This is a genomic window from Variovorax sp. MSC1_012, from assembly GCF_023667525.1.
Taxonomy (GTDB): domain Bacteria; phylum Pseudomonadota; class Gammaproteobacteria; order Burkholderiales; family Burkholderiaceae_C; genus Variovorax; species Variovorax beijingensis_B.
On record NZ_CM174443.1, the window covers coordinates 4,813,758 to 4,835,225 of the forward strand.

The 21,468-nt window shown below is 68.3% G+C and carries 22 protein-coding genes; 5 read left to right on the top strand and 17 right to left on the bottom strand.

Annotated elements, in window-relative coordinates:
- Positions 1-10: 10 nt before the first annotated feature.
- The gene (locus L1081_RS22655; RefSeq protein WP_489416826.1) at positions 11-604 is read right to left on the bottom strand and encodes a LemA family protein; all 594 of its coding nucleotides are present in this window, start codon (positions 602-604) and stop codon (positions 11-13) included.
- 56 nt (positions 605-660) lie between these two features.
- On the opposite strand from L1081_RS22655, the gene L1081_RS22660 reads away from it, so the two are divergent.
- The gene (locus tag L1081_RS22660) at positions 661-1,410 is read left to right on the top strand and encodes a hypothetical protein (protein WP_489414167.1); all 750 of its coding nucleotides are present in this window, start codon (positions 661-663) and stop codon (positions 1,408-1,410) included.
- Positions 1,411-1,414: 4 nt separating this feature from the next.
- Here L1081_RS22660 and L1081_RS22665 read toward each other — a convergent pair whose 3' ends face one another.
- From L1081_RS22665 to L1081_RS22695, 7 genes are all read right to left on the bottom strand, one after another.
- The gene (locus tag L1081_RS22665; RefSeq protein ID WP_489414168.1) at positions 1,415-2,089 is read right to left on the bottom strand and encodes an isochorismatase family protein; all 675 of its coding nucleotides are present in this window, start codon (positions 2,087-2,089) and stop codon (positions 1,415-1,417) included.
- Positions 2,086-3,018, bottom strand: coding sequence for an ABC transporter permease subunit (locus L1081_RS22670; RefSeq protein ID WP_489414169.1), 933 nt, complete (start codon positions 3,016-3,018; stop codon positions 2,086-2,088). The genes L1081_RS22665 and L1081_RS22670 overlap by 4 nt, the downstream gene beginning before the upstream one ends.
- On the bottom strand, positions 3,015-4,166 hold the full coding sequence (locus L1081_RS22675) for an ABC transporter permease subunit (protein WP_489414170.1): 1,152 nt from the start codon (positions 4,164-4,166) through the stop codon (positions 3,015-3,017). The genes L1081_RS22670 and L1081_RS22675 overlap by 4 nt, the downstream gene beginning before the upstream one ends.
- Complete coding sequence (locus tag L1081_RS22680; RefSeq protein ID WP_489414171.1) at positions 4,159-5,691, bottom strand: ATP-binding cassette domain-containing protein; 1,533 nt, start codon at positions 5,689-5,691, stop codon at positions 4,159-4,161. The genes L1081_RS22675 and L1081_RS22680 overlap by 8 nt, the downstream gene beginning before the upstream one ends.
- Positions 5,692-5,703: 12 nt before the next feature.
- A complete protein-coding gene (locus L1081_RS22685) occupies positions 5,704-6,798 on the bottom strand; it encodes a BMP family ABC transporter substrate-binding protein (protein ID WP_489414172.1) in 1,095 nt (364 codons plus the stop codon).
- A 56-nt stretch (positions 6,799-6,854) separates the two neighbouring features.
- Positions 6,855-7,241 (bottom strand): VOC family protein, encoded by a 387-nt coding sequence (locus tag L1081_RS22690; RefSeq protein ID WP_489414173.1) that lies wholly within the window; start codon positions 7,239-7,241, stop codon positions 6,855-6,857.
- Positions 7,242-7,564: 323 nt separating this feature from the next.
- A complete protein-coding gene (locus L1081_RS22695; RefSeq protein WP_489414174.1) occupies positions 7,565-8,569 on the bottom strand; it encodes a 2-oxoglutarate and iron-dependent oxygenase domain-containing protein in 1,005 nt (334 codons plus the stop codon).
- A gap of 198 nt (positions 8,570-8,767) precedes the next feature.
- Between L1081_RS22695 and rutR the strand changes: the two genes are divergently transcribed.
- The gene (rutR, locus tag L1081_RS22700; RefSeq protein WP_489414175.1) at positions 8,768-9,490 is read left to right on the top strand and encodes an HTH-type transcriptional regulator RutR; all 723 of its coding nucleotides are present in this window, start codon (positions 8,768-8,770) and stop codon (positions 9,488-9,490) included.
- Positions 9,491-9,531: 41 nt separating this feature from the next.
- Here the strand turns inward: rutR and rutF are convergent, their stop codons facing one another.
- Genes rutF through rutA form a run of 6 tightly spaced genes read right to left on the bottom strand, consistent with a single transcriptional unit; the run spans position 9,532 to position 13,808 of the window.
- The gene (gene rutF / locus L1081_RS22705; protein ID WP_489414176.1) at positions 9,532-10,074 is read right to left on the bottom strand and encodes an NADH-dependent FMN reductase RutF; all 543 of its coding nucleotides are present in this window, start codon (positions 10,072-10,074) and stop codon (positions 9,532-9,534) included.
- Positions 10,075-10,100: 26 nt separating this feature from the next.
- Positions 10,101-10,691, bottom strand: a complete 591-nt coding sequence (locus L1081_RS22710) for a malonic semialdehyde reductase (protein ID WP_489416827.1) — start codon at positions 10,689-10,691, stop codon at positions 10,101-10,103.
- A 5-nt stretch (positions 10,692-10,696) separates the two neighbouring features.
- Positions 10,697-11,497, bottom strand: a complete 801-nt coding sequence (gene rutD / locus L1081_RS22715) for a pyrimidine utilization protein D (RefSeq protein ID WP_489414177.1) — start codon at positions 11,495-11,497, stop codon at positions 10,697-10,699.
- Positions 11,498-11,499: 2 nt separating this feature from the next.
- Complete coding sequence (gene rutC / locus L1081_RS22720; protein WP_124958891.1) at positions 11,500-11,892, bottom strand: pyrimidine utilization protein C; 393 nt, start codon at positions 11,890-11,892, stop codon at positions 11,500-11,502.
- A 34-nt stretch (positions 11,893-11,926) separates the two neighbouring features.
- Positions 11,927-12,682 (bottom strand): pyrimidine utilization protein B, encoded by a 756-nt coding sequence (rutB, locus tag L1081_RS22725; protein WP_489414178.1) that lies wholly within the window; start codon positions 12,680-12,682, stop codon positions 11,927-11,929.
- Between the two features lie 13 nt (positions 12,683-12,695).
- Entirely contained in the window at positions 12,696-13,808 is a 1,113-nt protein-coding gene (gene rutA, locus L1081_RS22730) for a pyrimidine utilization protein A (protein WP_489414179.1), read from the bottom strand.
- A gap of 217 nt (positions 13,809-14,025) precedes the next feature.
- On the opposite strand from rutA, the gene L1081_RS22735 reads away from it, so the two are divergent.
- From L1081_RS22735 to L1081_RS22745, 3 genes are read left to right on the top strand one after another with little or no spacing between them, the layout of a single operon-like run.
- Positions 14,026-14,478, top strand: a complete 453-nt coding sequence (locus L1081_RS22735) for a nuclear transport factor 2 family protein (RefSeq protein ID WP_489414180.1) — start codon at positions 14,026-14,028, stop codon at positions 14,476-14,478.
- A gap of 49 nt (positions 14,479-14,527) precedes the next feature.
- Positions 14,528-15,538, top strand: coding sequence for an alpha/beta fold hydrolase (locus L1081_RS22740; RefSeq protein ID WP_489416828.1), 1,011 nt, complete (start codon positions 14,528-14,530; stop codon positions 15,536-15,538).
- Positions 15,539-15,543: 5 nt separating this feature from the next.
- Positions 15,544-16,095 (top strand): DUF2946 family protein, encoded by a 552-nt coding sequence (locus L1081_RS22745; RefSeq protein ID WP_489414181.1) that lies wholly within the window; start codon positions 15,544-15,546, stop codon positions 16,093-16,095.
- Positions 16,096-16,161: 66 nt separating this feature from the next.
- Here the strand turns inward: L1081_RS22745 and L1081_RS22750 are convergent, their stop codons facing one another.
- From L1081_RS22750 to L1081_RS22760, 3 genes are all read right to left on the bottom strand, one after another.
- On the bottom strand, positions 16,162-16,770 hold the full coding sequence (locus L1081_RS22750; RefSeq protein WP_489414182.1) for a c-type cytochrome: 609 nt from the start codon (positions 16,768-16,770) through the stop codon (positions 16,162-16,164).
- A gap of 116 nt (positions 16,771-16,886) precedes the next feature.
- Positions 16,887-18,311: an efflux transporter outer membrane subunit gene (locus L1081_RS22755; protein ID WP_489414183.1), complete on the bottom strand. Its 1,425-nt coding sequence runs from the start codon at positions 18,309-18,311 to the stop codon at positions 16,887-16,889.
- Positions 18,304-21,468, bottom strand: a complete 3,165-nt coding sequence (locus L1081_RS22760) for an efflux RND transporter permease subunit (protein ID WP_489414184.1) — start codon at positions 21,466-21,468, stop codon at positions 18,304-18,306. Before L1081_RS22760 ends, L1081_RS22755 begins: the two co-directional genes overlap by 8 nt.

A 21,468-nucleotide genomic window follows, 5' to 3' on the forward strand; every position in this document is an offset into this window, starting at 1 on the left:
GGCGGGCGTCTTACTTTTTAGGTGCACTGAAATCGACCGTCGGCGGCGTCGAGATCTGCGCTTCGTTCTGCACCGAGAAGTTGGGCTTGGGCTCGTAGTTGAAGATCTTGGCCGTGATGTTGGTCGGGAAGCTGCGCGCCAGCACGTTGTACTCCTGCACCGTCTGGATGTAGCGGTTGCGCGCCACGGTGATGCGGTTCTCGGTGCCTTCGAGCGTCACGCGCAGGTCGCGGAAGGCCTGGTTGGCCTTGAGCTCCGGATAGCGCTCGACCGTCACCATCAGCCGCGACAGCGCGCTCGACAGCTCGCCCTGCGCCTGCTGGAACTTGTTGAAGGTCTCGGGGTTGTTGAGCGTCTCGGGCGAAACCTGGATCGAGGTGGCCTTGGCGCGCGCCTCGATCACCTTGGTGAGCGTGTCCTGCTCGAAGCTGGCCTCGCCCTTCACGGTGGCCACGATGTTGGGCACCAGGTCGGAGCGCCGCTGGTACTGGTTGAGCACCTCGCTCCAGGCCGACTTGCTGGCCTCGTCGAGCGACTGGAACTGGTTGTAGCCGCAGCCGCTCAGGGACAGGGCCGCCGCAAGAATCAGGAGCCAGCGTTTCATCATCGTCATTTGCATTACCTCCGCAGAAGGAAGCCGAAGTTAGCATAGAAGGCTCCATGGCCCTCGATCCCCTCCATGCCCTGCGGGCCGCAAACCGCGCAGCACCCGTGCCCGCCGCGGCAGGTGCCGGCACGCTGCTGGTGGCCGGCGCGACCGGCGCCCTGGGCCAGGAGCTGCTGCGCCGGCTCGCGGGCAGCCACCGTTTCGCCCATGCGCGCGTGCTGGCAGGCGAGCCGATCCGCGACGGGCTGCGCGGCGTCGAGACCTGCCTCGTCCCCGGCCTGCCGATCGCGCAATGGCCGCTGACATCGGCCGACAGCGCGGTCATCGCCTTCGACCCGCCGCGGCTCTACCACGACCGCGAACGCGCGCTCTGGGTGCCGCAGCCTTCGGACCTGCCCGAGCTCGCGCGCTGGCTGCGCGCCTGCGGCGTGCAAACGCTGGCCATCGTGCAGCCGCACGACCAGGGCAAGCTGCCCGAGGCGCTCAAGCGCGGCCTCGCGAGCCTCGACGAGCAGGCCGTGGTCGCCAACGGCTTCGACCGCGTGATCCTCGTGCGCTCGGCGCGCAAGCCGCTCCATGCGAAGTTCGCCAACCCCGCCGAAAGGCTCGCGGCCTGGATGCTGTCGATCGTGCGCTTCATGGTGCCGACGAGCGAGCAGCCGGTGCGCGCGTCGAAGGTGGCCGAGCTGGTCGACCTGGCGCTGCGCATCGCGCCGCCGGGCGTGCACGTGGCGGCGCCCGAGCTGGTGTGGGAGGCTGCGCAGGGCGATATGCAGGCGGTCGCGCAGCGCTGGCTCGGCTAGCTTTTCAGCGGCGCCACTGGCGCAGCAGCTCGGCCGAGTCGAGCACCAGCCCCAGGTGCAGCGACACCATCGCGAGCGCCGCGCCTTCCAGGTGCGCATCGGTGCCGCGCACCAGGTCGCGCAGCACGATCACGCGGTAGTTGCGGTTGCTGGCGTCGAAGGCGGTGTTGAGCACGCAGCAGTCGGTGAAGCCGCCGTTGAGCACCACCGTCTCGATGCGCTGGTTGCGCAGCAGGAAGTCGAGGTCGGTCGGGTAGAAGGCCGAGAGGCGCCGCTTGCTGTCCACGCGCATGTCGCCGGGCGCCACGCGCGTGACCCACTCGGTCCATTTCGAGCCTTCGATGGCGTGCGCGTCGGCATTCGGAATCGCGCCCACGTGCAGCGGAAAGGTGCGCCGCCATGCGGACGGAATGCCGTGGACATCGTCCACGCCGCCGGGCCGCAGCACCGACCGGATGTGCACGATGCGCACGCCCAGCGCGCGCACCGCGTCGTGGAAGCTGTCGATGGGCGCCACCACGTCGCGCGCCCGCGGCGCGGGGCAGGGGCAGTCGGGGCTGTCGTCCAGGTGGCCGCGGTGCATGTCGATGGACACGACCGCGGTGGTGGCCGGGTTCAGGTAGTCGGCGAACTGCGCCGCGTCGAGCTCGCGCTCCTCGTTGTAGACCCAGGCCTTCATCGGCGCTCTTCCCGCACGTAGGGTTGGCCCAGCGCACCGGGCTCTTCGTCGGCGCCGCGCCGCGAGAGCGCGACCCACACCATCACCCCGAGCGTCACCGCATAGGGCGTCATCATCACGAAGTACTGCGGCAGCTGCACGCCGGCCGCCGCGAGCTGCGGGATCAGCGCCTCGATGCAGCCGAACAGCAGCGCGCCCACGAGCGCCTTCCACGGCGACCAGCGCGCGAAGATCACCAGCCCCACCGCGATCCAGCCGCGCCCGCCGGTCATGCCCGCGATCCACAGCTTGGTGCTGACCACCGAGATGTACGCGCCAGCCAGCCCCACCAGCGCCGCGCCCGCGAGCACCGCGGCCAGCCGCCACATGGCGACGCGGATGCCGGCCGCATCGGCCGCCTGCGGGTTCTCGCCCACCGCGCGCAGCCGCAGCCCGGCCGAGGTGCGCGAGAAGAACCACGCCACGGCAAGGAAGATCGGCAGCGTGAGCCAGACCATCGCGTTCTGCTCGAACAGCCGGCCGGCGCCGGGCAGGAGCGACAGCGGCCACAGCGCCATCGTGCCGATGCCCCCGGTGGCATGGTTGGTCCATTCGGCCAGCGAGCCGACGAGCGCCGTGAGGCCCTGGCAGAAGAACACCAGCGCCAGCCCCGCGATCACCTGGTTCACGCGCAGCCAGATCACCATCACCGCGAACAGCAGCGACACCGCGCTGGCCGCGAGCATCGCCAGCACCAGCGACACGGCCGGCTGCCCCATGGCGATCTGTGCGCCGATGCCCGCGAGCGCTCCGACCAACATCAGGCCTTCGGCGCCGAGCGACAGCACGCCCGCACGCTCGCTGATGATCAGGCCCAGCGCCGCGAGCGCATAGGGCACCGCGAAATCGGGCGTGCTCGCGAGCCAGTTCAGCACGATGCCGCCGCTCATTGCAGCGCCTCCGCACCCACGCGCCGCAGCCGATGGCGAATGAAGAAATCGCTGGCCGCCACGCACACCACGATGATGGCCTGGATCAGCTGCACCATCGAGAACGGCACCTGGTAGAACACCTGCAGGCTGCGGCCGGTGACGAACAGCGCCGCCACCAGCAGCGCCACCACGGTGGCCGCGAGCGGGTTGTTGCGCGCAAGAAAGGCAATCAGGATGCCCGAGAAGCCGTAGCCCTGGTAGAAGGCCTGCGTGAGCCGCCCTTCCTGCCCGGAGGCCACCGCCAGGCCCGCGAGCCCGGCCATCGCGCCCGAGAGCAGCACGGCGCCGTAGATGGTGCGGCGCACCGGCACCCCATTGGCATGCGCCACGCGCGGATTGGCGTCGACGAAGCGCAGGTACAGCCCGGCGCGGCTCACGCCCACCAGCCACCATGCGAAGAGCGCCACCACGGCCGCGAGCACGATGGCGCTGCTCACGCCGGCGCCCAGTTCGGGCAGCCGCTCGAAGGCGCGGAACTGCGGCGAATAGGGGAAGTTGTCCTTCGGGTCCTTCCAGCTGCCATAGACCAGGTGCAGCAGGAAGTTGGCCGCCATGTAGTTGAGCATCAGCGTGGAAATGATCTCGTTCACGCCGAGCCTGATCTTCAGCCACGCCGGCCCCAGCACCCAGAGCAGCCCGCAGCCGATGGCGGCCGTGAACATCAGCGGCAGGCGCAGCGGCTCGGGGCCGATCTGCCACATCGAGACGGCCGTCGCGCCGATGGCGCCCCAGATCATCTGGCCCTCGAGCCCCAGGTTCCAGAAGCGCGCGCGAAACGCCAGCGAGCCGGCCAGGCCCACGAGGACCATGGGTGCGGCCTGGAACAGCACGGCGCGCAAGTTCTGGCCGTCGAAGAAGGTCTGCATCACGAACTCGTTGGCGAGCTCGTTGGCGGGAACGCCGGCCGCCACCAGAATGGCGGCGGAAATCGCCAGCCCGGCCAGGAGCGCCGCCGCAAGGATCAGCGCCTGCCGCCGCCATCCCATGTGCTGGCGGATCTCCAGCGCATAGCGCCGGCGCGCCAGCGGCTGGCGCCGTGCCCGTTGCGCGGCATCCGGATCGGCCTGCGCCGGCTGCGCGATGGCCGCGAGCGTGGCGTCAACCATGGTCCACCATCGCCTGTCCGATGGCCTGCCGGTCGGCGGGCTGCGCGAAATCGCCGGCGATGCGCCCGCGCGTCATCACGCCCACGCGGTCGGCCAGCTGCAGCACCTCGTCGAGGTCTTCGCTGATCAGCAGCACCGCGGCGCCGCTGTCGCGCGCGGCGCGCAGGCGCGCATGCACCTCGGCGCTCGCGCGCACGTCGAGCCCGCGGCTCGGGCTGTGCGCGAGCACCAGCGAGGGCGCCTTGCCGAATTCGCGCGCGAGCACCAGCTTCTGCGCATTGCCGCCGGACAGCAGCGCGGCCTTCTGTGCCACCGAGCGCACGCCCAGCACATCGAAGGCGCGAACCGCTTCCTGCGTATCGTCCTGGATGCGGCGGCGCCGCAGATGCCAGGCGGGGCCGTAGCGGCCGGTGTGCACGCGGCCGATCGCGTAGTTCTCGGCCACCGAAAGGCTGCCGGCCAGCGCGAGGCCGTAGCGGTCGGCCGGGATCGCGGCAATGCCCATGTTCCGGCGCTCGGGTGCGGCCATGGCCTTGAGGTCGCCGTGGCCATCGAGATGGATCTCGCCTTCGAGCGGCCCGCCGGCATCCGGCAGGCCCATGATGGCACCGGCCAGCTCGCCCTGACCGTTGCCGCCGACACCGGCCAGGCCATAGATTTCGCCCGCATGCAGTTCGAGGTCCACCCCGTCGAGCACGCGGCGGCCCTCGGGCGATGCCGCCGAGCGCAGGCCGCGCACCGCGAGCCGCACCGGGCCGCGCGGCGACTTCGCCGCTTGAAAGCCTTGCGCGGCAACCGATTCGCCCACCGTGAGCTTCACGAGCTCGGCCACCGAGGCGGCGCCCGGCTCCAGCGTGGCCACCGTGCGGCCGCCGCGCATCACCGTCACGCGGTCGGCATAGGTCTTCACGTCGGCCATCTTGTGCGTGACCAGCACCACGGCGGAGCCGGCGCGCGCGAGGCCCTGCACCGTCTGCAACAGGCGCGCGGCTTCCCGGTCGGTCAGCACCGCGGTCGGCTCGTCGAGAATCAGGATGCGCGCGCCCGCGAGCAGCACCTTGAGAATCTCGACGCGCTGCTGTTCCGCGATCGACAACGCATCGATGCGCTTCGACGGATCGATCTCGAAGCCCAGCTCCGAGGCCCTGTTGCGGATGTCGCGCGAAATCTCGCGCAGGCGCTCCCCGTGGCTCTGGAACTCGGCCGGCTGCGGCGCGGTGAGCAAAATGTTCTGCGCCACCGTGAACGGCCGCACCAGCTTGAAGTGCTGGTGGACCATGCCGATGCGGTGCCTGGCCGCATCGCGCGGTCCGGCAAGGCGCACCAGGTTGTCGTCGACCAGCAGCTGGCCCGCCTCGGGCGCATAGAGTCCGGCCGCGATGTTCATCAGCGAGGACTTGCCCGCGCCGTTCTCGCCCAGCAGCGCATGCACCTCGCCCCAGCGCGCTTCGAAGTGCGCGTCGGTCAGTGCCGCAAAGCCGTCGAAGGACTTGCGGATGCCGGTGAGCTGGAGCGCGTTGGGCATCGGCCGGCCTGCTTACTTCTGCGTGACCACGCCCTTGACGAACCAGTCCATTTTCCAGAGCTCGGCATCCGACAGCACCGCACCCTTGGCCACGCGCTCCTTGCCGTCGCGGTCGGCGAGCGGGCCGGCGTAGACCTGCTTGCCCTTCATGATGGCGTCGCGCTCGGCCGTGATCAGCGCGGCCTTGTCCTTGGGCACCGCGGGGCCGAAGCCCGCGATGTCGGTGCCGCCGTCCTTCATCTCGATGAAGGCGCCGTACTGGCCGGGCTTCCAGTTGCCGGCCATGATCTTCTTGAGCTCGGGCGTCAGGAAGCGGTCCCACACCCACACCGACGAGCACAGCGTGGCCTTGGGCGCGAACTGGCGCAGGTCGCGGTGGTGGCCGGTGCCGTACACGCCGCGCTCCTGCGCCACGATCTGCGGCGTGGGCGAGTCGACGTGCTGGCCGATCACGTCGGCGCCCTGGTCGATCAGCGCGGCCGCGGCGGCGCGTTCCTTCACCGGGTCGTTCCAGGCGCCGGTGTAGATCACGTTGACCGTGGCGTTGGGGTTCATCTTCTGCGCACCGAGCGCGAAGGCGTTGATGGTCCAGTTCACCACGCCGAAGGGGTTGGCCGCGACGAAGCCGAGCTTGCCGCTCTTGGAGGCCGCGCCCGCGGCCATGCCGCAGAGATACTGGCTCTCGTAGGTGCGGCCGTAGAAGGATTCGAGATTGCCGCCGTTGGTGGTGCCCGAGCCGTTGAGAAAAGCCACGCCGGGGTACTTGGCGGCCAGGTCCTTGAAGCTGTCGGAGTAGCCGAAGGCGGTGCCGATCACGATGTTGGCGCCGCGCTGGATGAACTTCTCGGCCGCGGGCTTGATGGCCGATGCATCTTCGGGCACGTTCTCGACGAACTGGATCTTCTGGCCGATCTCCTTCTCGATCTTCACGCGCGCCTCGTCGAAGGCCTGCGTCCAGCCGCCGTCGTTCTTCGGGCCGAAGTAGAGCATCGCGATCTTCGGCTTGTCCTTGAGCGTGAAGCCGTCGGCGGCCGCGGCGGGCAGCGTGAAGAACGCGCCGCCGGCTGCGAGCGCCAGGGCGAGGCCGGGGGTGAGAGTGCGCAGCATGGAGCAGCCTTTCGTGGGAAGCGTGGGAATGACGGAGAGAAAGAACACTGCGTGCGTCACATCATGAAGTTGATGCGAAACACATTGCCCTCGGGATCGAGCAGCACCGACTGGTACCAGTTGTAGTAGGTGACGTACGGCGGCTTCACCAGCGTGGCGCCGGCCTCGAGTGCAATGGGCACCATGCGGTCGACGTCGTCCTTGCTGTCGACGTCGATGTTCAGCAGGAACTTCACGCCGCGAGTGTCGGAAAATTCGGCCAGGTGCAGCAGCTCGTAGGCTTCGAGCGCGTTGAAGCCGAGGCTCGACTTGCCGGTATCGAGCCCGCGAAAGATCGACGAGCGGATCGCCTCGATCTCGGGGAAGCCGAACACGCGCTGGTAGAAGCCGCTGAGCGCGGCCACGTCCTTTGCGAAGATGTTGACGTAGGAGAGATGGGGCATGTCAGTTTTTCTTGGCGCTGTTGTTCAGGGCGCGTGCACAGGCCACCGGGTACTCCCCTCCGCGAATGTCCCCCGGCCTGCGGCCTCCTCCTTGATTTCGCTGCGGGGAGCACTCGATGCCCTGTGCACGAGAGGCGCGGCGCTTGTGCTGGCGGATCAACGACCGCTCTGCCCAACGATCACGTCGATGGGGTGCCTTGCGCAGCGAAATCAAGGGGGAGGCCGCAGGCCGGAGGACATTCGCGGAGCAAGGTACCCCGTCGGCGGGAGCGCGCCCCGGACAAGGAACCCAGCAAATCGAAGAGCAGGTCTTCATCGTGGGCCTAGGCCGCCACCTTGGTCCCACCAAAGGTCGTCTGCTTGACGAACTTGGAGGTCAGGTGGTCGCCCGAAGAAATCGGTGCGTACTTCGGCTGCTCGCCCGGCGCCAGGCAGCTCGGCAGGCACTCGACCATCGCGTCGTAGTTGGGCTGGTGAAAGAACACCAGCGACTGGCGGCGGTTGGTGCTGGCCACCTCGAACGGCGGGTTGACCACGCGGTGCAGCGTCGACACCCACTGGTCGTTGGTCCACTGCATCATCAGGTCGGCAATGTTGACCACCAGGCCGCCTTCCACCTGCGGCACGTCGACCCACTGGCCCGCCTTGTTGAACACCTGCAGGCCCTTGTCGTCGGGCAGCACGATCGTGAGGCTGCCGTAGTCGCTGTGCGCGCCCGCGCGCAGCTGGCCCGGCAGCGGCGCTTCGCGCTGCGGCGGATAGCTCAGCACGCGGAACATGCTGATGTGCCTGTCGATCTTGTCGTCGAAGAAGGTCTCGGGCAGCGCAAGGCCGAGCGCGAAGATTCGCATCAGCGAGCGCGAGAGATCGCTCATGGCCTCGAAGTAGCTTTCATAGGCTTCGCGGAAACCGTCGATCGGCGGCCAGCTGTTGGGCTCGAAGTGCGGGCCGGCGGCGGGGCCGCGGTGGTAGTCGTCGTCGGGCACGTTCGAGGGGCCGACGGAAAACGATTCCTTCAGGTCGCCGGGCGCGGCCTCTTCCAGGCTGTACGAAAGCCCCTCTTCGCCGACCGCGCTGTAGCCGCGCACCGCGTCTTCGCGCGGCCGGTCGACCTTGCGCTTCTCGGCCAGCGGCATGTCGAAGAACTGGCGCGAGAGCCGCGACACGCGCGCGATCAGCTCGGCGGGAATGCCATGGTTGGTGATGACCAGAAAGCCGATGCTGCGGCAGGCCTCGTCGACCTTGGCCGCAACCTGCGCCTTGCCTTCGGCCGTGCCGGCGAAGTAGGGCGCGAGATCGATGATGGGTACGGACAGCAGGGTGCTCATGTGTCGGTCCTCGTGCTTGGCATGCCTTTCGCCATGCAACGTCTGTGCCAGTTGGACCAAATGGACAAAACGCGTTGGCCGCGTCAGCATGGTGCGTGCCGGCGGCGTGTGAAGGCCGCCTTGGCGCAACGCGATGCACCGCGGCCTTACAGTGGTGCGCGTTGAAAGAAGAACCAGCAATCGATGAAGCGAGGGAAGATGCCGAAGACCAAGGCGCTGGCCGCAGCCAGCAGCACCAAGAAGAAGATCCCGGTGAAGGGCCCGGCGCGCCAGCGCGCGAAACCCGCCGTGCGCAGCGCGTCCGCGGTGAGCCGCAGGCTGCGCCAGATCGAGGACAAGCGCAGCGCCATCCTCGGCGCCGCGCTGGGTTTGTTCTCGCGCTTCGGCCTGCATGGCACGTCGATCGACCAGGTGGCGGCGCGCGCCGATGTGTCCAAGAGCAACCTGCTCTACTACTTTGCCAACAAGGAGGAGCTGTACGTCAACGTGCTGCGCGACCTGCTCGCGCTGTGGCTCGAGCCGCTGCGCGGCTTCAGCGACGAGCAGGATCCGGGCGAAGCCATCGGCGGCTACATCCGCCGCAAGCTCGTGGTCTCGCGCGACCGGCCCGATGCATCGCGCCTGTTCTGCCTCGAAATGATCCAGGGCGCGCCGCTCCTGCGCGACGAGCTCGACCGCGAACTGCGCACGCTGGTGGAGCGCAAGTCGGAGGTCATCCGCTCATGGATCGCCGCCGGCAAGCTGGCGCCGGTCGATCCGCACCACCTGATCTTCGCGCTCTGGGCCGTCACGCAGCACTACGCCGATTTCGGCGTGCAGGTGCAGGCGCTGACGGGGCATACGCTCGAAGACCCGGCCTTCTTCGAGCAGACGGTGGAGAACGTGCAGCGGATCGTGCTGCAGGGCATCGCGCCGCGTTAGGGGGATTTACTCCCTCTCCCTCCGGGAGAGGGGACAAAAAATCAGTGCGGCGGCGCCGCGATCTCGTGATACCGCCGATCGAAATAGATCAGGCTCTGCGCCGCCCCACCGATGGCAATCGCCAAGGCCTCGCAGAACAGCACGTCATGCGTCCCCGCACTCGTGGCCCGCACCACGCGGCAGTCGAACGACGCCGCGGCATCTTCGAGCACCGGCGAGCCCGTGGCCTTGCGGCTCCATCGGCCCGCGGCAAAGCGTTCGTCCATCGGCGTCTTGCCGCCGAACAGGCCCGAGAGCGCCTGGTGGCCCGCCGACAGCACATTCACGCAGAGCACGCCGTTGGCCGTGAACGCCGGATACACCGAGGCCGAGCGGTTCAGGCACACCAGCAGCATCGGCGGCTCGTCGGTCACGCTGCACACGGCCGAGGCAGTGAAGCCGGCGCGGCCCGCGGGGCCGTCGGTTGTGATGATGTTGACCGCCGCGCCCAGCCGCGCCATGGCGTTGCGGTAGTCGGCCTTGGGCAGCGCGGGCGGCGCACCGCTCGGCATGACGTGGTTGGAGGCCATTGCGTTGAGCAGCATGAGAAAAGTTTCCGTGAAGACGGGCTTCAGGCGAGGAAGCAGGCTTCGTCGAAGGCGAGCCGCGGCAGGCGGCCGAACACCTTGGCCGGATCGCCATGGCCGAGGTTGATCAGGAAGTTGGCGCTCCAGTCGGTGCCCTCGAAAAACGCGGCGTCGACCTTCGCCTTGTCGAAGCCCGACATCGGACCGGCATCCAGCCCCACGGCGCGCGCGGCGAGCAGCAGGTAGGCCGCCTGCAGGCTGGCGTTGCGAAAGGCGGTTTCGTGCGCGGCCTCGGGGCTGCCGGTGAACCAGCTGCGCGCGTCGGCATGCGGGAACAGCGTGGGCAGCTTGTCGTAGAACCTGCGGTCCCAAGCCGCAATCACCGTGACGGGCGCCGCCATGGTCTTGTCGAGGTTGCCCTTGGAAAGCGACGGCGCGAGGCGTTGCTTGCCTTCGGGCGTGCGAACGAACACGAAGCGCGCGGGCGAGCAGTTGGCGGAGGTCGGTCCCATGCAGGCAAGCGCGTAGATCTGCCGGATCTGCGCGTCGGTCACGGGTTCGGCGGTCCAGCCGTTGTGGCTGCGCGCCTCGGTAAAAAGAAGCGCCAGTGCGGCGTCGTCGAGAGCAGGTTTCATCATGGTCAGGCAAGAACGCCGGGTGCGCTGACCCGGGCAAGAAAGTCGATCAGGCTGCGGTTGAAGGCGGCGGCCTCGGTCACGCTGTGCGCATGGCCGCCGTGCGGCATGAAGTGGAGCGTCACGTCCTTGAGGCCATCGGCCAGGCGCTGCGAGCAGGTCCACGGCACCAGGGCATCGTCCATGGCGGCGGCCACCAGCGTGGGCGCGGTGATGTCGCCAAGGCGCGCGTCGACGTCGAAGGCGCGCAGCGCACCGATGCGTGCGCGCATGTTGGCTTCGCCCGGAAAGTGCGCGAACGCATGGTCCACCTCGTCGGCCACGCGCTGCGCATGTTCCGCGCACCAGGCCGCGGGGTACAGGAAGATCGGCTGCGCCTCCACGTACGCGCGCGGTCCGCAGGCATCGAGCAGCGCGAGCCGTGCATCGAAGCAGCGCGCCGAATGCGCATTGGGCTTCGACCACGCATTGACCAGCACCAGGCTGGCCACGCGCGAGGGTTCGTCGAGCGCCAGCTGCAAGCCGACGAGCCCGCCCAGCGCATGGCCCACCAGGTGGCAGCGCGGCGTGGCCGTGGCATCGAGAATCTGCACCACGTCGCGCGCCATGTCGGCAATGGCGTAGCCCAGGTCCAGCGCGGCGGGGCTGCGGCCCGTTCCGCGCTGGTCGTACGCAATCACGCGATGGCCCGCCTCGACCAGCGCGCCAAGCTGCGGTTGCCAGAAGGCGGCCGAACCGCCGAGGCCCGACGACAGCAGCACCGCCTCGCCATCGGCCGGCCCATGCACTTCGTAGTGCAGCGGCATGCTCAGGCCTTGTTGCCGACGTGGGCGATCGAGGCGATCTCGACCAGCGCATCGGGCTTCACCAGGCCGCACTGGATGCAGTAGCGCGCGGGCTTGGTGCCCGGAAAGAACTCGGCGTACACCGCATTCACCTTGGCGTAGTCGGCCCAGTCCTTGATCATGATCATGTTGAAGGTCACGTCGTCCATGGTGCCGCCGGCGGTCTTGATCACGTTCTGGATCGTCTCGAGCACGTGGCGCGTCTGCGCCGAGGCGTCGCCCACGTGGACCACGTTGTTGTCCTTGTCGAAGGGCAGCGTGCCCGACACGTAGACGACGCCGTCGGCCATGGTGCCGGGCACGAAGGGAGCGATCGGCGTGGTGGTTCCGGCCGGGATGATGGCTTGCTTGGGCATGGGAGTTCCTTGCTGTGGGTTGAACGATTGAAAGTCAGGCGGCCGGCGCGAAGCTGCGCACGAAGTCGTCGACGGTGGAGACCCAGCCGAAGAAGGTCTCCACGTTGTAGACCGATGCCTTCTGGATGGCCGCGCCGCCGAGCTCGTGCGTCGCGTCTTCCAGCATCACGGCGAAGTATTCGAGGTGGAAGGCGTCGCGCAGGGTCGACTCCACGCACACGTTGGTCGCGATGCCGGTGAACACCAGGTGGCGGATGCCGCGCGCGCGCAGCGTGCTGTCGAGCGTGCTGTTGAAGAAGCCGCTGTAGCGCGTCTTGGGCACCACGATGTCGCCGGGCTGCGGCTTCATCTCGGCAATGAGCTCGTAGTCCCAGCCGCCCTTGGCGAGGAACTTGCCCTGCAGCTCGGGCTTCGCGCGCATCGTCTTGAGCGCATTCGACTTGTGCCAGTTGGGCGAGCCCGGCCCGCCGGCTTCGACATACGCGGCGTCCCAGCCGTTCTGCAGGAACACCACCAGCATGCCGGCCGCGCGCGCCGCCGCAATGGTGCGCGCGATGTTGGCAATGGTGCCCTGCGCGCCGGAAATATCGAAGCCGGCCGAATCGACATAGCCGCCGATCGACGCATAGGCGTTCTGCATGTCGACCACGATCAGCGCCGAGTCGGTGGCATGCAGCGCGAGCGGCTCGGGCCGCGCGGGCAGCACCTGCGGTGCGGGAGCGCCGGGCAGGCGCGGCGCGCCAACGGGGATGTTCGATGTGAGGGTGGTGTTGCGTGCGGGAGTGCTCACGTGAGGCTCCTGCTCAGGCCGCAAGGCGCTCGGTTTCGGCCTGCGAGGGCACGGGGCTCTGCACGTGCGCGCGGCTCTTCATCAGCGGCTGGATGCGTTCGCCGAAGGCCTCCACGCCCCGCACGAAGTCGTCGAAGGTCAGCAGCACGCCCTCGGTGCCCGGCACCTCGGCCATTTCGTCGAGCAGGCGTGCGACGGTGGCATAGGAGCCGACCAGCGTGCCCATGTTGATGTTGACGGCCGAGGTCGGGTCCGTCATCTGGCGCACGTTGGTGTCGGCGCCCGACCTGGTGTCGGCCGCGCCCTGCTGGCCCAGCCAGGCGATGGCCTCGTGGTCGGCGCCGGCCTTGTAGTGCTCCCACTTGGCGCGCGCGGCCTCGTCGGTTTCGTCGGCAATCACCATCATCAGCACGTAGGTGGTGACGTGGCGGCCGGTCTTGCGCGTGGCCTCAATGAGCTTCTCGGCCGCGGGCGCGAAGGCCTTGGGCGTGTTCACGCCCTTGCCGAAGCAGAAGTTGTAGTCGGCGTACCTGGCCGAGAAGTCCATGCCCGCATCGCTCTGGCCCGCGCAGATCACCTTCATGTCGGCCTGCGGTTGCGGGCTCAGGCGGCAGTCGTCCATCTGGAAGTGGTCGCCCTTGAAGTCGGACTGGCCCTTGCCCCAGAGCTCGCGCAGCACCTGGATGTATTCGGAGAGGTACTGGTAGCGCGTGCCGAAGAACTGATCGCCGGGCCACATGCCCATCTGCGAATACTCGGGCCGCTGCCAGCCGGTGACGAGGTTGAGGCCGAAGCGGCCGTTGGAGATGGAATCGATGGTCGACGCCATGCGCGCGACGATGGCCGGCGGCATCACCAGCGAGGCGGCGGTGGCAAAGAGCTTGATCTTCGTGGTGACCGCGGCGAGCCCGGCCATCAGCGTGAACGACTCGAGGTTGTGGTCCCAGAACTCGGTCTTGCCGCCGAAGCCGCGCAGCTTGATCATCGAAAGCACAAAGTCCACGCCGTAGCGCTCGGCTGTCAGCGTGATCTCCTTGTTGAGTTCGAAACTGGGCTTGTACTGCGGCGCGTTCTCGGAGAGCAGCCAGCCGTTGTTGCCGATGGGAATGAAGATGCCAACGTTCATGCAGAAGCTCCTGTTGCGAGGTCGCAAAGCCCTATGCATGCCCCGTGCCAATTGGGAAAGCCGTTTGAAATCAACGGTTTGAGTGCTTTTGGATGTTGTGTTTTGACCATTTGGTCCAAAGTGGAGCGGACGAACCGCCCGCGCTGCGGCAACGCGGTGCGCCGCAAGGCCAAAGCGGTGCAGCCCCATGTCACCGATCGCGCGGCAAAATCACCCCATGCCCAAGACCCCACTCCGCGCCGCCGCGGCCATCGGCGGCACTGCCGACGACATCGAAGCGGCCTTCTACGAAGCGCTGCAGCGCGGCGACATCGATGCCCTGATGGCGTGCTGGGCCGACGAGGACGAGGTGTTCTGCGTGCATCCCGGCGGCCCCCGGCTGGTGGGCGCCATCGCCATCCGCGCGGCCTTCGAGCAGATGTTCGGCAACGGCGCCATCCATGCGACGCCGGCGCGCGTGCGCAAGATCGAGTCATTGGCCAGCGCCGTGCACAATGTGCTCGAACGCATCGAGGTGCTCACGCCTGAAGGCCCCAAGCACGCCTTCGTGCTGGCCACCAACGTCTATCACAAGACCGTCGAAGGGTGGCGCCTGGTGGCGCACCACGCGAGCCCCGGCAGCGCGCGCGAACCCGGCGACGTGAACGAGCTGCCCCAGACCCTGCACTGAAGCGATGCCCCCCGACGCGCCATATTCTTCATCCGCCCTGCATGCGTCGATGGGCTACATGGCGCCGCGCTGGCTGCCTGGCGGCAACCTGCAGACCATCTGGCCGGCGCTCTATGCCCGCCGCTTCGAGGGGCCCGCGCCCGCCTACCGCCGCGAGCGCTGGACCGCGCCCGACGGCGACTTCATCGACGTCGACTTCGTCAATGCGGCCGTCCCCGGCCCGCGGCCGCTGCTGGTGCTGTTCCACGGGCTGGAGGGGTCATCCCGCAGCCACTATGCGGAGGCCTTCGCGGCCTTTGCCGCCGCGCAGGGCATGGCCTATGCGGTGCCGCATTTCCGGGGCTGCAGCGGCGAGATGAACCTGGCGCCGCGCGCCTACCACTCGGGCGACTACGAGGAGATCGGCTGGATCCTGCAGCGCATGCACGACCAGCATGCGCGCCATGGCGGCGGCCCGGTGCTGGCCGTGGGCGTCTCGCTCGGCGGCAATGCGCTGCTGCGCTGGGCCTGCGAGGCCGGCGACACGGCGCGCGATTCGGTCAACGCGGTGGCTTCGGTGTCCGCGCCGCTCGACCTGGCGGCCGGCGGCCAGGCCATTGGCCGCGGCTTCAACCGGCTGGTCTACACGCGCATGTTCCTGGCGACCATGAAGCCCAAGGCACTGGCCAAGCTGGCGCAGTTTCCCGGCCTGTTCGACCGCGAGCGGCTGCTCGCGGCGCGCGACCTCTACGCCTTCGACGACGTGTTCACCGCGCCGCTGCACGGCTTTCGCAACACCGACGACTACTGGGCCCGGGGCTCGTCCAAGCCGCACCTGAGTGCGATCCGGGTGCCCACGCTGGTGGTGAATGCGCTGAACGATCCGTTCATTCCGGCATGGAGCCTGCCCGGCCCCGGCGAGGTCGGCCCGCACGTCACGCTGTGGCAGCCCGCGCACGGCGGCCACGTGGGCTTTCCGCTCGGGCCGCCGCCCGGCCATGTGCGCGGCCTGCCGGAACGCGTGGGCGGCTGGCTGGCCGGGTTTGCACCATCCACTGCGCCGCAGGCGCGCGCACAATAGCTTTCATGGACGACATCGTTAAGCAGGCCCTCGCCAAGTGGCCCAATGTGCCGCACTGCTACGGCTGGCTCGGCCTGGACGCGCGCGGCAACTGGTACATGCGCGACGACCGCACCCAGGCCGAGGGCCCCTTCCCGCTGGCCAGGGGCTCGATGCTGCGGCACGAGAAGCTGATCGACTTCATCCAGCGCAACTACGACCACGACGACGAGGGCCAGTGGTTCTTCCAGAACGGCCCCCAGCGCGTGTATGTCGAACTGGAGGCCGCGCCTTTCGTCTGGCGCATTGCCGACGACAAGGGCTTTGCCGTCACGGCCCACACCGGGCAGGCGGTCGATGCCGTCTCGGCCTGCCTGCTCGACGAGCAGGGCCGTCTCTTTCTTGCCGCGCCCATCGGGCTCGGGCTGGTCCACACGCAGGACGTGGGCCTTGCCGCCGAAGCCGTGGAGCAGGGCCTGTGGACGCCCGAACCGGTGCGCTCCACCGATCTGCCGCAGCGCTTCGGCCATGTGCTGAGCCCGGCGGCGAACAGGCTCGTCACGCTATCAAAAGAATAGCTGCAAGTTGCACCGCCTATGAAAAAGCCGGCTCGAAGCCGGCTTTTTCTTTGGGCGTGGGCCCGGTTACTTGCTTGCAGCCGCTGCGGGCGCCGAAGCCGCGCCATCGGCGGGTGCCGCTGCCGCTGCGGGACGCTCGGGCACCGGGAACTTGGCGCCGCCGGCATTGGCCATGTAGACCACGGCGCGGCCGATTTCGAGGTCTTCGAAGTCGCCGCCGCCCTGGGCCGGCATGGCGCCCTTGCCATGCAGCGCATGGTCGAGCAGCGTTTCGTAGCCCTGGCCGATGCGCGGGCCCCAGGCTGCGGCGTCGTTCAGGTGCGGGGCGCCGGGAATGCCGGGCGGCGCATGGCAGGCCGCGCATTGCGCCTTGAAGACGGCATCGCCGGCTGCCAGCGGGCGGTTGGCATCGCGGATCTCGATGGCGCCGACCTTCTTGAGCCGCTCGGCCACTTCGCGGTCGCGCGTGTCCTGCGACACGCCGTACAGCGCCATGTTGTCGCCCTCGGCCGTGCCCGCCGGCTTGTTGCCCGACACCACATAGGCCACAAGGCCCACGATGATCAGGATGGGTGCTACGAAGGAGAAAAATACCGCGAGCAGCAGTTGCTTCGGGTTCTTGATCGGGCCGGTGTGGGCTTCTTCTGTGGCCTGGTAATGCGGGTCTGCGCTCATTGGCGTCCTCAATTAACGGGGGCTCGTCGGGGGGCTTTTTCGAATCAACCGGCGATTATAGAGAGGCCCTCCGCCCAAAGGACGGAAGGCCTCTTCGAGTCCGTCGCGCGAAAGCCTCAGCCCTTGCTGCCTGGGGTCGCCCAGCCGCCGCCCAGCGTCTTGTAGAGCGTGACCTGGTTCTGCAGCTGCAGCAGCCGCGTGGTGACCGCCGATTGCTGCGCCGTGTACAGCGAACGCTGCGCATCGAGCAGGTCGAGCGCGCTGGCAATCCCGTTGCGGTAGCGCATGTCCGAGAGCCTGAAGCGCACGGACTCCGCATCGGCCTGCGCGCGCTGCGCACGCACCTGCTCGCCCAGCGTGGCGCGGCCGGCCAGCGCGTCGGCCACTTCGCGGAACGCGGTCTGGATCGACTTCTCGTACTGCGCCACGGCAATCTCGCGCCCGGCCTTGGCCGAGTCGAGCGTGGCCCTGTTGCGGCCCGCGTCGAAGATCGGCAGCGTGACCGACGGCGCGAACGACCAGGCCTTGGAGCCGCTGTCGAACAGGCCCGAGAACTCGCTGCTCGCCGTGCCCAGCGTCGTGGTCAGCGAGACGCGCGGGAAGAAGTTCGCGCGCGCCGCGCCGATGTTGGCGTTGGCCGCAATCAGCTGCTGCTCGGCGGCGCGGATGTCGGGCCGCTCCGTCAGCAGGTCGGAGGGCAGGCCCGCCGGCACATCGGGCATCGGCTTGACGCTGTCCAGCCCCTTGATGCCGCCCGCGGTGGCGTCGGCCGGAACCGGCGCGCCCAGCAGCAGGGCGAGCGCGTTCTCGTCCTGCATGCGCGTGCGCTGCTGCTGCGCATACGAGGCGCGCGCGGTTTCGGCCAGTGAGTTCGCGGCCTGGAAGTCGAGCTCGGACGACACGCCATTGTCGAAGCGCATCTTCGTCAGGCGCACCGATTCCTCGCGCGTGACCAGCGTCTGGCGCGTGAGTTCGAGCAGCTCGTCGTCGGCAATCAGCGTGAGCCAGCCGGTGGCCACCGCTGCGATCAGGCTCACCTGTGCGGCCTTGCGCGATTCCTCGGTGGCCAGGTACTGCGCCAGCGCCTGGTCCTTCAGCGCGCGGATGCGGCCGAAGAAGTCGATCTCCCAGGCGGTGACGCCCAGGTTGACGCTGTACTGCGACGACACGCTGCCCACGCTGCTGTCGAAGGCCTGGTAGGGGTTGGGGCTCGAGCGCGAGCCGCTGCCCGTGAGGCCCACGGCCGGGAACAGCGCCGAGCGCTCGATCTGGAACTGCGCGCGCGCCTGCTCGATGTTGAGCGCCGACACGCGCAGGTCGCGGTTGTTCGCGAGCGCAGTGCGGATCAGGCCGTTCAGCCGCGGGTCGGTGAAGAAGTCTTCCCAGGGCACGGCGGCCGCGGCCTGGCCGGCCGGCTGGGCCGGATCGCCCGGAAAGGTGGTGGGCACCGGCGCCGCCGGGCGCTCGTAGGTCGGAATCAGCGAGCAGCCGGCCAGCAGCATGGCTGCGGCCAGGGCTGTGGGAATCAGTTTCTTAGTCATGTGCTTTTTCTTCCGTGATGCCGGCCGCTTCCGCGTGCCGCTTGTCGGCCTCATGCTGGCGCGCACTGCCCTTGAACAGGGTGCGCACCACCACGAAGAACACCGGCACGAAGATCACGGCCAGCGCCGTGCCCGTCACCATGCCGCCGAGCACACCCGTGCCGATGGCGCGCTGGCTGGCCGAACCGGCCCCCGAGGCAAGCACCAGCGGCACCACGCCCAGGCCGAAGGCCAGCGAGGTCATGATGATCGGGCGGAACCGCAGGTGGGCCGCGGCCAGCGCCGATTCGACGATGCCCTTGCCCTGCGCCTGCAGGTCCTTCGCAAACTCGATGATCAGGATCGCGTTCTTCGCCGACAGGCCGATGATGGTGATCAGCCCCACCTGGAAGTACACGTCGTTCGAGTAGGCGCGCAGCATGGTCGCCAGCAGCACCCCCAGCACGCCCAGCGGCACCACCAGAATCACCGACAGCGGGATCGACCAGCTCTCGTACAGCGCGGCCAGGCACAGGAACACCGCCAAAATCGCGAAGCCGTACAGGATGATGGCCTGCGAGCCCGCGAGCTTTTCTTCGCGCGACTGGCCCGTCCACTCAAAGCCGAAGCCCTGCGGCAGCTGGCTCGCGAGCTTTTCCATCTCGGCCATGGCGGCGCCCGTGCTGTAGCCCGCCGCAGCGTCGCCGCTGATGCGGATCGCCGGGTAGCCGTTGTAGCGCACCGTCTGCGTGGCGCCCTTGACCCACTTGGTGGTCGCAAAGGCCGACAGCGGCACCGGCTGGCCCTGCGTGTTGCTGGCGTTCAGGCGCAGCAGGTCGTCGGGCTGCATGCGCGCCGGCGCATCGGCCTGCACCACCACGCGCTGCAGGCGGCCGCGGTTCGGAAAGTCGTTGATGTAGCTCGAACCCAGGCCCGTCGACAGCGTGGCGTTGATCGCGTCGAAGGTCACGCCCAGCGCGTTGGCCTTGTCGCGGTCGATGTCGATCTGCAGCTGCGGCGCGTCTTCCAGGCCGTCGGGGCGCACCTGCGACAGGATCTTGCTCTGCCCGGCCATGCCCAAGAGCTGGTTGCGCGCATTGATCAGCGCATCGTGGCCTGCGCCCCCGCGGTCCTGCAGCCGGAAGCTGAAGCCGCTGGCATTGCCCAGTTCAGGAATGGGCGGCGGGCTCAACGGGTAGATGAACGCGTCGCGAATGCCCGAGAGCGCACCGAAGGCGCGGCCCGCCAGCGCGCTGGCCGAATGGGCCGGGTCCTTGCGCTCTTCCCAGTCCTTCAGCGTCACGAAGGCAAGGCCCGCGTTCTGCCCCTGGCCCGAGAAGCTGAAGCCCATCACGCCCACCATGCTCTGCACTTCGGGCTGCTTCAGGATGAAGCCCTCGACCTGCTGCATGACCGACAGCGCGCGCTCCTGCGTGGCACCCGGGGGCAGTTGCACGTTCACGATGATGTTGCCCTGGTCTTCCGCCGGCAGGAACGAGCTCGGCAGGTGCGTGTAGGTGTACACCACCGCGCCGATGATCGCCACGTAGATGATCAGGTAGCGCGCCGCGCGGCGCAGGATGCGCGCGACCAGGCTTTCATAGCCCTTGGCGGTGCGCGTAAAGCCGCGGTTGAACCAGCCGAAGAAGCCGGTCTTTTCGTGATGGTGGCCGGCTTCCACCGGCTTGAGCAGCGTGGCGCACAGCGCAGGCGTGAGCGACAGCGCCATGAAGGCCGAGAAGGCGATCGAGGTCACCATCACCGCCGAGAACTGGCGGTAGATGTTGCCCGTGGAGCCCGCAAAGAACGCCAGCGGCACGAACACCGAGATCAGCACCACGGTCACGCCGATGATGGCGCCCGAGATCTGCTTCATGGCCTTGCGCGTGGCTTCGAGCGGCGACAGACCCTCTTCGCTCATGATGCGCTCGACGTTCTCCACCACCACAATGGCGTCGTCCACCACGATGCCGATCACCAGCACCATGCCGAACATGGTCAGCACGTTGATCGAGAAGCCCAGACCGAGCAGCGCCGCGAACGTACCCAGCAGCGCAATGGGCACCACGATGGTCGGGATGATCGTGTAGCGCCAATTCTGCAGGAACAGGAACATCACCACGAACACCAGCGCCACGGCTTCCAGCAGCGTCTTGACCACTTCGGTGATCGAGATCTGCACGAAGCGCGAGCTGTCGTACGGAATGTTCCACTTCACGCCCTGCGGGAAGAAGCGCTCCAGCTCCGCCATCTTGGCGCGGATCGCCTTGGCCGATTCCAGCGCGTTGCCGTTGGGCGTGGGCTGAACGCCAATACCCACCGCGGGCACGCCGTTCAGGCGCGCCGATGTGGCATACGACTGGCCGCCCAGCTCCACCCGCGCCACGTCCTTCAGCCGCACGGTCGAGCCGTCGGTGTTGGCGCGCAGCACGATGTTCTGGAACTGCTCCACGTTGGCCAGCTGGCCGTTCACCACCACCGTGGCCGCAATGGCCTGGCCCGGAATGTTGGGCAGGTCGCCCAAGGTGCCCGAGGCCACTTGCGCGTTCTGCGCGCGGATCGCGTTGTTCACGTCCGTGGCCGACAAGTTGAAGCCCTGCAGCTTGGCCGGGTCGACCCAGATGCGCATCGCGTTTTCGGAGCCGAACAGCTGGGCCTGGCCCACGCCGACAACGCGCTGCAGTTCCGGCACCACGTTGCGGGCGGCATAGTCGCCGAGCGCCACCGGGTCGAACTGCGGATTGTCCGAGGACAGCATCACGAACATCAGGAAGTTGTTGCGCGACTTGTCCACGCGCACACCCTGCTGCGTCACGGCCGCCGGCAGGCGCGGCGTGGCGCGCGAGAGCCGGTTCTGCACGTCCACCTGCGCGAGGTCGTCGTTGGTGCCGGCCTCGAAGCTGATGGTGATGGTGCCTGTGCCGTCGGCCTGGGCCACCGATTCCATGTAGATCAGGCCCGGCGAGCCGTTCATCTCGCGCTCGATCACGGACAGCACGCTGTCCTCCAGCGTCTGGGCCGAGGCGCCGGGGTAGGCGACGTTGATCACGATGGCCGGCGGAGCCACCGGCGGGTACTGCGAGATCGGCAGCTGTGTGATGGCGACACCGCCCATCACCAGGATGAACAGCGCGATCACCCAGGCGAAGATCGGTCGGTCGATAAAGAATTTGGCCAT